This is a genomic window from Pseudomonas sp. GW456-E7, from assembly GCF_059424105.1.
This window is the reverse complement of sequence record NZ_JBWKZB010000002.1, coordinates 118,326-133,858: the sequence shown is the minus strand read 5'-3', so window position 1 is coordinate 133,858 and position 15,533 is coordinate 118,326. Positions and strand designations below refer to the sequence as shown.

The window sequence follows — 15,533 nt, the reverse complement described above, 5'->3', positions numbered from 1 at the left end:
ATTTGACGACATTTATAGGTAAAGTTGTTTCATGTCTTTAACAAAAGAGCTAAGAACATTCTGGAGCGTAGCTAAGAAATTTTTTTCATAACGGTTATGCCAAAAAAAACTTATGCGCTCTGCGAAATCCAGCACATTGTTCAATGCGAAAGCCCTTGTTTTATGAGCTCTGGGGCGCTCGTCGGGGTTTGAGGAAAGTTCCAATCCACTTATCGACTTAGAGCGGAGAAGTGCTGGAGGGGAGGGACGCTAGCGATCTAAGGGTGACGGTTTTTTGTCACTTGAGTGATTCAAGATCGTTACGCATCGTTCACAGGCAAGGTTGTTGCGTACAGGGATCCGATGCCATTGATTGCAGAGGAGTTTTCCCTAAACCGCAAACAGCGCCGTGAGCGAATGGCTGGGCGAGATCGTTGCCGGGGCCTCGGCTTACTCAAGTAAACCGGGACCCCGGAACACGATCCGCCAGACAACCCGCTTGAGCCATGAGCACGTTCTTCGCACAAACAAGGTGCCGACAGCGGTTGGCAGCGGAGGAAGTGCACATGGCTACGCTCATCGGAATCGTCAGTAAGGTCATTGGTCAGGTGTTCGCGGTCGCGAGCGACGGCACCCGGCGCGCGCTGGTCGAGGGGGACAAACTGTTCGCCGGCGACCAACTGAGCACTGGCGCCGAAGGCGCGGTAGCGGTGCATCTGCAAAATGGCCAGGAACTGACCCTCGGGCGCGGCAGCAGCATGCAGATGACCCCGCAATTGCTCGCCAATCAGATTCCCCACGTGGACTCGTCCGAGGCGGTGACGCCGAGCCAGGCGCAGTTGACGGATGTCGAACAGCTGCAAAAAGCCATTGCGGCGGGCGACGACCCGACCCAAACCGCTGAAGCCACCGCTGCCGGGCCTACCACGACTGCCGGTGTACCGGGTGGCATCGCGGGCAGCGGCCATAGTTTCGTCATGCTCGAAGAAGTGGGCGGGCGAGTCGACCCCACCATCGGTTTCCCCACTGCCGGTTTCAACGGCATTCCCGAATTTCCCGAAGAACGCCTGAACGCTGATCCGGACAATAACGCCGTAGCGGCCGATACCCCTGTGGTGCCGCCAGTGACGCCCGAGGTGCCGAACAATCCGGTCACCCTTGATGGCCTGTCGGTGGAGAATGGCGAGTTGACCGTCAATGAAGCCAACCTGGCCGACGGTTCGGCGAGGAACCCTGGTGCGCTGACCCAAAGCGGCACCTTCACCGTCAATGCCCCCGACGGGCTGGCCAGCCTCAGCATCGGCGGCATCAACGTGATCAGCGGCGGCGTGGCGGCAGGTTTTCCGCAGTCGATCACCACCCCGCTGGGCAGCACGCTGACTGTCACCGGCTATAACCCGGCCACGGGCGTGGTCAGTTACAGCTATACCCTCAACGGTGCCGAAACCCATGCAAGCGGTGAGACTGCCAATACGCTCGGCGAACACTTCGTCGTGGTGGCCGGCGACAGCAATGGCGATAGCGCCACCGGTTCGCTGGATGTCAACATCGCCGACGACGTGCCCCAAGCGGTCGACGACAGCAATGGCATCGCCTCGGAAACCTTGCTGACGCTTAACGGCAACGTGCTGAGCAACGATGTGCAAGGCGCTGACCGTGTGCCGGTCGGTGAAAACAGCGGGCCGATCACGCCCGGCACCTTCACCGGCATCTACGGCACCCTGGTGCTGAATGCCAACGGCACCTACACCTACACGCTCAACACCAGCGATGCCGATTTCAAGGCGTTGCACGGCGGTGGCGAAGGCACCGAAAGCTTCACCTATACGCTGACGGACGCCGATGGCGACAGCAGCACGGCGACCCTGGTGCTGCAGATCCACAACAACGATGACCCGGACACGATTGGCGGATTGAATGTCGGGGGCGGCGAGTTGACCGTCTTCGAGAAAAACCTCGGCGACGGCAGTGCTCCGGATACCACGGCGCTGACCCAGAACGGCACGTTCACCGTCACCGCGCTGGACGGCGTGACCACCTTGACGGTCGGCGGTATCGCCGTGGTTACGGGAGGCGTAGCAGCGGGCTTCCCGCAATCGATCACCACGCCGTTGGGTAGCACGTTGACCATCACCGGCTTCAACGCCGCGACCGGTGTCGTGAGCTACAGCTACACCCTCAATGACAACGAAGCGCATCCGACCGCCAACGGTGCCAACACTCTGCCTGAGCAGTTCGCCGTGACCCTGGTCGATGACAACGGCACCACCGCCACGGGTAGTCTCGACGTGAACATCGTCGACGACCTGCCACAAGGCGTGAACGACAGCAACGCTTCGACGGCGTCGGAAACCCTGTTGACCCTCAACGGCAACGTATTGACCAACGACGTACAAGGCGCTGACCGGGTAACCCTTGGTGAAGGAACTGGCCCGATCACCCCAGGCACCTTTACCGGCACCTACGGCACCTTGGTACTCAACGCCAATGGCACCTATACCTACACGCTAAACACCAGCGATGCCGATTTCAAAGCCCTGCACGGCGGTGGCGACGGCACGGACACCTTCACCTACACCATCACCGACGCGGACGGTGACAGCAGCACCGCCAACCTGGTGCTGCAGATCCACAACAACGACGATCCGGTGACGATTGGCGGTTTGAACGTCGAGGGCGGCGAACTCACCGTCTTCGAGAAGAACCTCGGAGATGGCAGCGCACCGGATACCACTGCGCTGACCCAGAACAGCACGTTCACCGTCACTGCGCTGGACGGTGTCACCAGCCTGACCGTGGGCGGCATCGCCGTGGTCACTGCGGGTGTGGCCGCGGGCTTCCCGCAATCGATCACCACCCCATTGGGCAGCACGCTGACCATCACTGGCTTTAACGCGGCGACCGGTGTGGTGAGTTACAGCTACACCCTCAACGACAACGAAGCGCACCCAACCGCCAACGGTGCCAACACTCTGCCTGAGCAGTTCGCCGTGACCCTGGTCGATGACAACGGCACCACGGCGACCGGTTCACTGGACGTGAACATCGTCGACGACCTGCCACAAGGCGTGAACGACAGCAACGCTTCGACCGCTTCGGAAACCTTGCTGACCCTCAACGGCAACGTATTGACTAACGATGTTCAAGGCGCTGATCGCGTGACAGTCGGGGAAAACACCGGCCCAATCACTCCCGGCACCTTCACTGGCACCTACGGCACCCTGGTGCTGAACGCCAATGGCACCTACACCTACACGCTGAACACCAGCGATGCCGATTTCAAAGCCCTGCATGGCGGTGGCGACGGCACCGACACCTTCACCTACACCATCACCGATGCGGACGGTGACAGCAGCACGGCCAACCTGGTGCTGCAGATCCACAACAACGACGATCCGGTGACGATTGGCGGTTTGAACGTCGAGGGCGGCGAACTCACCGTCTTCGAGAAAAACCTCGGCGACGGCAGTGCTCCGGATACCACTGCGCTGACCCAGAACGGCACGTTCACCGTCACTGCGCTGGACGGTGTCACCAGCCTGACGGTGGGCGGCATCGCCGTGGTCACGGCGGGTGTGGCGGCGGGCTTCCCGCAATCGATCACCACGCCGCTGGGCAGCACGTTGACCATCACCGGCTTCAACGCGGCGACCGGTGTGGTGAGTTACAGCTACACCCTCAATGACAACGAAGCGCATCCGACCGCCAACGGTGCCAACACCCTGCCTGAGCAGTTCGCCGTGACCTTGGTCGATGACAACGGCACCACCGCGACCGGTTCACTGGACGTGAACATCGTCGACGATCTGCCACAAGTCGTGAACGACAGCAATGGCACCGCCTCGGAAACCCAACTGACCCTCAACGGCAACGTGCTGACCAACGACGTGCAAGGCGCCGACCGCGTAACGGTCGGTGAAAACGCCGGCCCTATCACCCCCGGCACTTTCACCGGCACTTACGGCACCCTGGTACTCAACGCCAACGGCACTTACACCTACACCCTCAACACCAGCGACGCCGACTTCAAGGCGTTGCACGGCGGTGGCGACGGCACGGACACCTTCACCTACACCATCACCGACGCGGACGGCGACAGCAGCACGGCCAACCTGGTGCTGCAGATCCACAACAACGATGATCCGGTGACGATTGGCGGTTTGAACGTCGAGGGCGGCGAACTCACCGTCTTCGAGAAAAACCTCAGCGACGGCAGTGCACCAGATACCACGTCGCTGACCCAGAACGGCACCTTCACCGTTACCGCACTGGACGGCGTAACCACCCTGACCGTGGGCGGCATCGCCGTGGTCACCGGAGGCGTAGCTGCCGGCTTCCCGCAATCGATCACCACCCCATTGGGCAGCACGCTGACCATCACTGGCTTTAACGCGGCGACCGGTGTGGTGAGTTACAGCTACACCCTGAACGACAACGAAGCGCACCCGACCGCCAACGGCGCCAACACTCTGCCTGAGCAGTTCGCCGTGACCCTGGTCGATGACAACGGCACTACCGCGACCGGCTCACTGGACGTGAACATCGTCGACGACTTGCCACAAGGCGTGAACGACAGCAACGCTTCGACCGCTTCGGAAACCTTGCTGACCCTCAACGGCAACGTATTGACTAACGATGTACAAGGCGCTGATCGCGTGACAGTCGGGGAAAACACCGGGCCGATCACCCCCGGCACTTTCACCGGCACTTACGGCACCCTGGTACTCAACGCCAACGGCACCTACACCTACACGCTCAACACCAGCGACGCCGACTTCAAAGCCCTGCACGGCGGTGGCGACGGCACGGACACCTTCACCTACACCATCACCGACGCGGACGGCGACAGCAGCACGGCCAACCTGGTGCTGCAGATCCACAACAACGACGATCCGGTGACGATTGGCGGTTTGAACGTTGAGGGCGGCGAACTCACCGTCTTCGAGAAAAACCTCGGCGACGGCAGTGCTCCGGATGCCACGTCGCTGACCCAGAACGGCACCTTCACCGTTACTGCCCTGGACGGCGTGACGACCCTGACTGTGGGCGGCATCGCCGTGGTCACCGGAGGCGTAGCGGCGGGCTTCCCACAATCGATCACCACGCCATTGGGCAGTACCCTGACCATCACCGGCTTCAACGCCGCCACCGGTGTAGTGAGCTACAGCTACACCCTCAACGACAACGAAGCACACCCAACCGCCAACGGCGCCAACACCCTGCCTGAGCAGTTCACCGTGACCGCGGTCGACGACAACGGCACCACGGCGACCGGTTCACTGGACGTGAACATCGTCGACGACTTGCCACAAGGCGTGAACGACAGCAACGCTTCGACCGCTTCGGAAACCTTGCTGACCCTCAACGGCAACGTATTGACTAACGATGTACAAGGCGCTGATCGCGTGACAGTCGGGGAAAACACCGGCCCAATCACTCCCGGCACCTTCACCGGTACCTACGGCACCCTGGTACTCAACGCCAACGGCACCTACACCTACACCCTCAACACCAGCGACGCCGATTTCAAAGCCCTGCACGGCGGTGGCGACGGCACGGACACCTTCACCTACACCATCACCGACGCGGACGGTGACAGCAGCACCGCCAACCTGGTGCTGCAGATCCACAACAACGACGATCCGGTGGTCCTCAACGGCCTCAACGTGTACGGCGGCGAACTGACGGTCTACGAGAAAAACCTCAGTGACGGCAGCAACCCCAACGCACCAGCCTTAACCCAGAACGGCACCTTCACCGTTACCGCGCTGGACGGCGTGACCACCTTGACGGTCGGCGGCATCGCCGTGGTCACCGGAGGCGTGGCAGCGGGCTTTCCGCAATCGATCACCACGCCACTGGGCAGCACCCTGACCATCACCGGCTTCAATGCCGCGACTGGCGTGGTGAGCTACAGCTACACCCTCAACGACAACGAAACGCACCCAACCGCCAACGGCGCCAACACCCTGCCTGAACAGTTCACCGTGACCGCGGTCGACGACAACGGCACCACGGCGACTGGTTCATTGGACGTCAACATCGTCGACGACCTGCCAAAAGGCGTGAACGACAGCAATGGCACCGCCTCGGAAACCTTGCTGACGCTGAACGGCAACGTATTGACCAACGACGTGCAAGGCGCTGATCGCGTGACAGTAGGGGAAAACGCCGGCCCGATCACCCCCGGCACCTTCACCGGTACCTACGGCACCCTGGTACTCAACGCCAACGGCACCTACACCTACACCCTCAACACCAGCGACGCCGACTTCAAAGCCCTGCACGGCGGTGGCGACGGCACGGACACCTTCACCTACACCATCACCGACGCGGACGGTGACAGCAGCACCGCCAACCTGGTGCTGCAGATCCACAACAACGACGATCCGGTGGTCCTCAACGGCCTCAACGTGTACGGCGGCGAACTGACGGTCTACGAGAAAAACCTCAGTGACGGCAGCAACCCCAACGCACCAGCCTTGACCCAGAACGGCACCTTTACTGTCACCGCCCTCGATGGTGTGACGACCCTGACCGTCGGCGGCATCGCCGTGGTCACCGGAGGCGTAGCTGCAGGCTTCCCGCAATCGATCACTACGCCATTGGGCAGCACCCTAACCATCACCGGCTTCAACGCTGCGACTGGCGTGGTCAGTTACAGCTACACCCTGAACGACAACGAAGCCCATCCGACGGCCAACGGCGCCAACACCCTGCCTGAACAGTTCACCGTGACCGCGGTCGACGACAACGGCACCACGGCCACGGGCAGCCTCGATGTCAACATCATCGACGACCTGCCAAAAGGCGTGAACGACAGCAATGGCACCGCCTCGGAAACCCAACTGACCCTCAACGGCAACGTATTGACCAACGATGTGCAAGGCGCCGACCGGGTGACGATTGGTGAAGGCACTGGCCCGATCACCCCCGGCACTTTCACCGGCACTTACGGCACCCTGGTACTCAACGCCAACGGCACCTACACCTACACCCTCAACACCAGCGATGCCGACTTCAAAGCCCTGCACGGCGGTGGCGACGGCACGGACACCTTCACCTACACCATCACCGACGCGGACGGCGACAGCAGCACGGCGAACCTCGTACTGCAGATCCACAACAACGACGATCCGGTGACCCTCAATGGCCTCAACGTGTACGGCGGCGAGCTGACGGTCTACGAGAAAAACCTCAGTGACGGCAGCAACCCCAACGCACCAGCCTTGACCCAGAACGGCACGTTCACCGTTACCGCACTGGACGGCGTGACCACCTTGACTGTCGGCGGCATCGCCGTGGTCACGGGAGGTGTGGCCGCGGGCTTCCCACAATCGATCACCACGCCATTGGGCAGTACCCTGACCATCACCGGCTTCAACGCCGCCACCGGTGTAGTGAGCTACAGCTACACCCTCAACGACAACGAAGCGCACCCAACCGCCAACGGCGCCAACACCCTGCCTGAACAGTTCACCGTGACTGCGGTCGACGACAACGGCACCACGGCCACGGGCAGCCTCGACGTCAACATCATCGACGACCTGCCAAAAGGCGTGAACGACAGCAATGGCACCGCCTCGGAAACCCTGTTGACCCTCAACGGCAACGTGCTGAGCAACGACGTGCAAGGCGCCGACCGGGTGACGATTGGTGAAGGCACTGGCCCGATCACCCCCGGCACTTTCACCGGCACTTACGGCACCCTGGTACTCAACGCCAACGGCACCTACACCTACACCCTCAACACCAGCGATGCCGACTTCAAAGCCCTGCACGGCGGTGGCGACGGCACCGACACGTTCACCTACACCATCACCGACGCGGACGGCGACAGCAGCACTGCGAAACTGGTGCTGCAGATCCACAACAACGACGATCCGGTGACTCTCAACGACCTCGATGTGTATGGCGGCGAGTTGACGGTCTACGAGAAAAACCTCACTGACGGTACTGACCCCAACACACCGGCCCTGACCCAGAACGGCACCTTCACGGTCACCGCTCTCGATGGCCTGCAAACCCTGACCGTGGGCGGCATCACCGTCGTCAGCGGTGGCGTGGCCGTCGGCTTCCCGCAAACCACCGTCACGCCGCTGGGCAGCACCCTGACCATTACCGGCTACAACCCGACCACCGGCGTGATCAGCTACAGCTATACCCTCAACGACAACGAAGCCCATCCAACCGCCAACGGCATCAACAGCCTCACCGAGAACTTCAACGTCATTGCTACCGACACCGATGGCGACATCGCGAATGGGCAGATCAACGTCAACATCATCGACGACCTGCCGACCGCCAAAGCCGATGCGGACTCGGTGCAGGAGGGCGGCACCGTCAGCGGCAATGTCCTGGACAACGACATCGCTGGAGCCGATGGCCCGGCTGCCGCTGGCGCCGTGGTCGGCGTGCGTGCGGGTAGCGATACATCAACTTCAGCCATCGGCGGGCTGGGCAACCCGATCAACGGCACCTACGGTTACCTGACCCTCGATGCCAACGGCAATGCCGTGTATCACAGCACGCCTAACGCGGTGAGCGGTCCTGGCGCGGTGGATGTGTTCACCTATACCGTGCGCGACTCCGACGGTGACGAAAGCACCACCACCATCACCATCGACGTTTACAACAGCTGCCTGAAAGCGGTCAGCGACAACGATGTAACGGTCTACGAAAAAGCCCTCGACCTGAGCCAGGGTGGCCAGGACCTGGCTGCCGGTACGGTCGTCGGCAGCGATCCGACCAGCACGGGCGAAACCGCTTCCGGCACACTGGTGGGCTCGGTCACTAACGCCGTCGGCGCGATCACCTACGCCCTGGTCGGCAGCAATGTGGGGACCTACGGTCAGATTCAGCTCAACGCCAACGGCACCTACACCTACACCCTGACAACCCCGCCGAGCACCACACCGAACGCCAATGACGGCCCGAACGTGATGCACGAGACCTTCAGCTATCAGGCTACCGACTCCCTGGGCAATATCGTCACCAGCACCATCGTGGTGGACATTGTCGATGACATGCCCAAAGCGATGAACGACAGCAACCTCGGCACCGCCTCGGAGACGGTGGCGAGCCTCAGCGGCAATGTGTTCAACAACGACGTGATCGGTGCCGATAAAGTCGCCATCGGCCTGAATGCCGGCCCGGTCACCCCAGGCACATTCACCGGCACCTACGGCACCCTGGTGCTCAACGCCAACGGCACCTACACCTATACGCTAAGCACCAGCGATGCCGACTTCAAAGCCCTGCACGGCGGTGGCAACGGCACCGAAACCTTCACCTACACCATCACCGACGCGGACGGCGACATCAGCACCGCCAACCTGGTGCTGAACGTTCACAACAACGACGACCAGGTAACCCTTGGCGGCCTCGACGTGTATGGCGGCGAGCTGACGGTCTACGAGAAAAACCTCAGTGACGGCACCAATCCCAACTCGCCGGCCCTGACCCAGAGCGGCACTTTCACGGTCACCGCCCTCGATGGCCTGCAAACCCTCACCGTGGGCGGCATCACGATCGTCAGCGCTGGCGTGGCCGTCGGCTTTCCGCAAACCGCCGTCACGCCGTTGGGCAGCACCCTGACCATTACCGGCTACAACCCGACTACCGGCGTGATCAGCTACAGCTACACCCTCAACGACAACGAAGCCCATCCAACCGCCAACGGCATCAACAGCCTCACCGAGAACTTCAACGTCGTCGCTACCGACACCGATGGCGACATCGCGAACGGGCAGATCAATGTCAACATCGTTGACGACCTGCCGACCGCCAAACCTGACTCGTCGTCGGTAACGGAGGGCGGCACGGTCAATATCGGTGTGCTGGGCAATGACATCAACGGCGCCGATGGTCCGGCGACGGTAGTCGGCGTGCGCGCCGGCAGCAATACCGCGACTTCGGCCATCGGCGGGCTGGGCAACCCGATCAACGGGACCTACGGTTACCTGACGCTCGATGCCAACGGCAACGCGGTGTATCACAGCAACCCGAATTCAGTCGGAGCTGCCGGGGCCACGGATACGTTCACCTACACCGTGCGCGACGCCGATGGCGATGAAAGCACCACCACCATCACCATCGATGTGGCCAACAGCATTATCAAGGCCAACCCCGATAGCGACGTGACGGTCTACGAAAAAGCCCTCGACCTGAGCCAGGGCGGCCAGGACCTGGCCGCCGGTACGGTCATCGGCAGCGACCCGGGCAATACCGGTGAAACCGCGTCCGGGACCCTCGTCGGATCCGTCTCGGGTGCCAGCGGCGCGCTCACCTACACCCTGGTCGGCAGCGCCACCGGCACCTACGGGCAGATCCTGCTCAACTCCGACGGCAGCTACACCTACACCCTGACCTCGGCGCCAAAAACCTCGCCGAATGCCAACGATGGTCCGAACAGCCTGAGTGAAAGCTTCACCTACAAGGCCACCGATGCGTCGGGCAACAGCAGCACCAGCACCATCGTGGTCAACATTGTCGATGACGTGCCCAAGGCGGTGGCATCGGATCGCTCGGTGGCAGCGGTGGAGATCGATTCCAACCTGCTGATCGTGCTTGATGTCTCCGGCAGTATGGCCGACGCTTCCGGCGTACCGGGCCTGTCGCGCCTGGCCCTGGCCAAGCAGGCCATCAGTGCCTTGCTGGATAAATACGACGACCTGGGCGATGTAAAAGTGCAGCTCGTCACCTTCAGCAGCAGCGCTACCGACAGGACCTCGGTGTGGGTCGATGTCGCCACCGCCAAGACGCTACTCGCCGGTCTGACTGCGGACGGCGGCACCAACTACGACGCGGCCGTGGCGACCATGCAGACCGCGTTCAACACCCCGGGCAAACTGACCGGTGCGCAAAACGTCGGCTACTTCTTCTCCGACGGCAAGCCCACCACCGGCCAGGAAATCGGCACCGCCGACGAAACCGCGCTGAAAGCCTTCCTCGATGCCAACAACATCAAGAACTACGCGATCGGCCTGGGCAGCGGTGTGAGCAACGCCAACCTCGATCCGCTGGCCTATGACGGCAGCAGCCACACCAACACCAATTCGGTGGTGGTGACCGACCTCAACCAGCTCAACTCGGTGCTGTCCGGCACTGTGATCGGCGCACCGGTGACCGGCTCGCTGCTGGGCGAGGGCGGAACCTTCGGTGCCGACGGCGGCTTCATCAAGACCATCACCGTGGACGGCACCACGTACACCTACGATCCGAGCGGCAACAGCAATCAGGGGGCGCTGACCTACAGCGGCGGCGTCAACCATGGCACGTTCAACACCGTGAACAACACGTTGAGCATTGCCACCAACAACAGCGGTACCTTGCTGGTCAATCTGGATACCGGCGAGTACACCTACATTTCGCAGAAAACCACCTCGGTGGTGATCACCGAAAACGTCGGATTCACCGTCAGCGACAACGACGGCGACCTGGCCAGCTCCACCCTGACGATCAAAGTCATTCCGAACGCACCGCCAGTGGCCGCCGATGACCACGTCATCACCAACGTGCTCTCGGGCACCGTCGTGGTGCCGGGCGAGTTGTTGCTGGCCAACGACACCGACCCTAATGGCGATCAGCTCTCGGCGACTCCGACCTCCTTCAATACCGGCTGGATAGCGAGGGGCGCGGACTTCATTGGCACCAATCCGAGCTTCGGTTTCACCGGCAACAATGCGAAGACCGTGACCATAGCCCGCAGTGCCTTCGTCGCCGACGCGGTGGCCATGACCGCTATGCTGGTGGTCAGTGGCGCGCTGGGTTCGGTCGGCAGCAATACCGGTGAAGACTTCATTACCGTCAACCTCAAGGACGGTGAAACCCTCAACCTGAATCACAACCTGGCGGCCGGGCGTATCAGCATGGAGTACTCGGTCAACGGCGGTGGGTTCACCTCCATCACCGACGGTCAGACCATTACGGCGACAGGGGATGGGACCTACCAGATCCACGTCACCAACATCCCCAACAGCTCGGGCGGCAACGGTTCTGAAACCTATCAACTGACCATGACCGTCAATTACGCCGGGGCCCATGACATTGCCCCGGACTACCACGGCACCTACACCGCCAACGACAACCATGGCGGCAGCGACTCGGCCAACCTGACCATCAGCTATCAGGATGGCCACACCCTCACCGGCACCAGCGGGGATGACGTCCTGGTGGCGGGCACGGGCAGCAACATCATCAATGCCGGCGACGGCAACGATGTGCTCACCGCCGGCTCCGGCAACAACGAGCTGCACGGCGACGCCGGCAATGACTTGCTCTTCAGCGGCCAGGGCAATGACACCCTGGATGGTGGCACGGGCATCGATACGGCCAGCTATGCCCACGCCACCGCCGGGGTCACGGTCGACCTCAGTCTGCTCGCTGCGCAGAACACCCTCGGCGCGGGCACGGACACCCTGACGGCTATCGAAAACCTCACCGGCTCTAACTTCAACGACACCCTGACCGGCAATAACGCCAACAACGTGATCAACGGCGGCCTGGGCAACGACATCCTCAATGGCGGGGGCGGCGATGACTTGCTGATCGGTGGCCTGGGCAACAACACCCTCACCGGCGGGGCAGGGGCCGACACCTTCCAGTGGCTCAAGGGCAACAGCGGTCATGACGTGATCACCGACTTCACGCCCGGCACCGACAAGCTCGACCTGTCGCAACTGCTGCAAGGGGAAAACGGCACCACGGCTTCGCTGGACGACTACCTGCACTTCACCGTCACCGGCAGCGGGGCGTCGACGGTGACCAGCATCGACGTCAGCGCCATGGCCGGCGCCGCACCGAACCAGACCATCGACCTGGCCGGCGTCAACCTTGCCAGTCAATACGGTGTCACGCCGGGAGCGGGTGGCGTGGTCGCGAGCGGGCATGACACGGCGACCATCATCAACGGCATGCTCAACGATCATTCGTTGAAGGTGGATACCGTGTGACCTGAAACCTTAAGCGAAAAAACCCGCCATCCCTGTGCAAGGGATGGCGGGTTTTTTATTGTCCGAGACAAAGAGGAATCTCCGACCAGTGGTAGCAAAACCTGTAATTTCTGACAGTAGCCAGCCATTTGTAACTGCCTTTAAATCGAGTCATCGATCAAGCGACAGCCTCGGTGCACACACACTCGAGTCCCCCGTGTTTTTCGCCCGGATTCAGCGGTAGCGGGCGTATGCCAGCTTTATCGAACAACCGCCGGTCTTTGATTTACCGGGCGTCCGATAGTTACACCGTTGGCGCATTGCGTCCGGTCACGGAAAGGAACTACGAAATGTCGACATTCAATAAATTGTCTGCTCAACAGCAACGGCTGCTCGATTACAAAGCGATGCTACGCGGGCGCCGAACCGAAAATAGTTTTCCAGCGCCGGAGCCAATGCCAAACAAGTTGTTGCCGGAGACGGATGATGACCCGGGCAATCAAGTTCCAAAAAGTGAACAAGGGCTTGCCATGACTTTTAAAGTCCCCAAGTTTGCGGAATATGATCTGCCAGATGACCGGCAAGTAACAATGCAGCTCATGCTTGGCGATAGTGATGATGATAAAGTCGGCACTCCCTTGACAGGTAGGAGACCTTTGGACGAGAGCTGGTTTGATCAGCGAATTACCTTGCCGGCTGGATACACCGACAAGGCCGGTGAGCATAAGGTATGGATTTTTTTGACTGTGCGTTTCAATACATCCAGGTCGGAACAATTTATATTGCGAGTAGATAGACAGCCGCCTAGTCCAACGGTAAAGACCGTAGTTCCGGACGCGATTAAAGATGGGATTACAGCAGAGTATTTCGATTCCAATCCCAATGTGTTGCTGAGTTATCCAGGCAATTATGGCGATGCAAAAATCGGTGATGTCATTGAGTTTATGCTGGCGGAATATAACGCAAGTGGTGGTGTGGATTTTGATACCGAACGAGTTATCGGTACGGCGGTGCGCTTGACCCCTACGACTCCGCTGCAAACAACCAATTTGAACAAGGACTTTCTTGAACGTGGAAACGATGAGGGCAAACGGGCTATTTTTGTTTATGCGAGGGATCGAAAAGGCAATAAGAGTGTGGCTTGTCCTCCGGTAGAAGTTGATGTTTCACTGATTCCAGCGCCAAAAAATCAAGCCGTTACTGTTGCGCTGCATGATGATGACAATCTGATTTTACTGGCGGATGCACAGCCGTCGATCATCGCCGAGTTTGATTACGACAACTTTCAGCCAGGAGATCAAATCAGGGTCAGTATCGATAAGCAGCCATTGGGTGATATTACGGTGGGCAGCGTTCCTTTCGAGTTACCGCTGACGTATAAGCAGCTGTTTAATGGGGATCTTGGCCTTAAGACGGTAGATTTGGAATGGCAGGTTCGGCGCAAAAATAAATTCTATCCACCTGCGCCAGATGTCAAAAAATTAAATATAGACCTGAGAAAGCCGGGTATGCCCGTGGACCCTGATAAACCTGGTACTCCTGGTTCGCCAGATCCGAGGTTGCAACCGGTCACGGTATTTGGAGTAAACAGGCTGGAGCCTAATAAACTGAGTAAGTTGGATATCGAGAACGGAGCATTGGTTACCGTTCCAATTTATGAAGGCCATAAAGCCAAAGATCGAATTCAACTTCGTTATATGGGTGTTGAGATACTTGAAAGCGAGGGCGGGGTTGTGATACTTGCTGGTGATGAAACAGATGAGACCGTTCTTGAAATGAGGATTCCTGGAGAGGATATTAAAGCGGTTGGGAACAATGATAATGCATTCGCGGATTACACGATCAGTCATGAAGAGGTGAACGAGACCATTGCGCTTGCGCCTCGTCAGACAGTTGAGGCTCGCATTGTCCCCGGTGTAATGGTTCAGCCTAATTTTGAGAGGTCTGACGTTGATGATGACGGTCCTGAACTGCATTGCAAGTCTTTGGTTGTAGATCCGGATACGGGGCGAAAGGCTGTGGAGGTCACGTTTTCCGGTGACGCCAGATTGAAAGACGTCGATGTCAAGTTCTTTGTGCAGGGTTATGAGAACGCTAAAGAAGACGGTACAGACAAAAATATCCCGGGGGATATCATCCTCGATGCTGCGTTGATGGTAGAGAAGACCCCCAATGAGGATGAGGCGAGTACCGGTTTCAGTGTGTTTTTCCCATGGGAGGTATTTGACAAGATTCGCGATGGCTGGTGCACGTTGCACTGCTCGGCAAAACTTAATGGATACACAACACCCTCTGATCCGAAGTTGTACAGGGTGGGGATGTTCAATCCGGGTAATGGCGACTTCTGTGAACTGATTTAATAACCAATAAAGGGAGGTGCGTAGGCGTCTCCCTTTTTTATGCATTCGGTGTTTGACGGACGGGGCTTAGAGAGGCTTTAGGATTACTCCTACATTTTTTTGTCGGAAGAGAGGCTATCTTGCGCCGCCCTTGTAGTCCTCCAGCCCGTTTGATCGGCGAGGACGGATCGATGAATAGGAAATTACCATGGCAATCGACAAACCGGCATCTCGTCCAGCTGTCATTTCAGGCTCCAACGCAAGGCTGGCATTAGTGCCAGCT

At 59.8% G+C, this 15,533-nt stretch carries 2 protein-coding genes; both read left to right on the top strand.

Features of this window, described 5'->3' with window-relative positions; all coding sequences use genetic code 11:
* The first annotated feature begins 545 nt into the window (after positions 1 to 545).
* Positions 546 to 12,932: a retention module-containing protein gene (locus AC07YV_RS02055; protein ID WP_494990261.1), complete on the top strand. Its 12,387-nt coding sequence runs from the start codon at positions 546 to 548 to the stop codon at positions 12,930 to 12,932.
* Positions 12,933 to 13,261: 329 nt separating this feature from the next.
* Complete coding sequence (locus AC07YV_RS02050) at positions 13,262 to 15,271, top strand: hypothetical protein (RefSeq protein WP_102699495.1); 2,010 nt, start codon at positions 13,262 to 13,264, stop codon at positions 15,269 to 15,271.
* The last annotated feature ends 262 nt before the right edge of the window (positions 15,272 to 15,533 follow it).

Coding starts and splice junctions, on each gene's coding strand:
- AC07YV_RS02055 (WP_494990261.1), top strand. CDS start 546: ATGGCTACGCTCATCGGAATCGTCAGTAAGGTCATTGGTCAGGTGTTC.
- AC07YV_RS02050 (WP_102699495.1), top strand. CDS start 13,262: ATGTCGACATTCAATAAATTGTCTGCTCAACAGCAACGGCTGCTCGAT.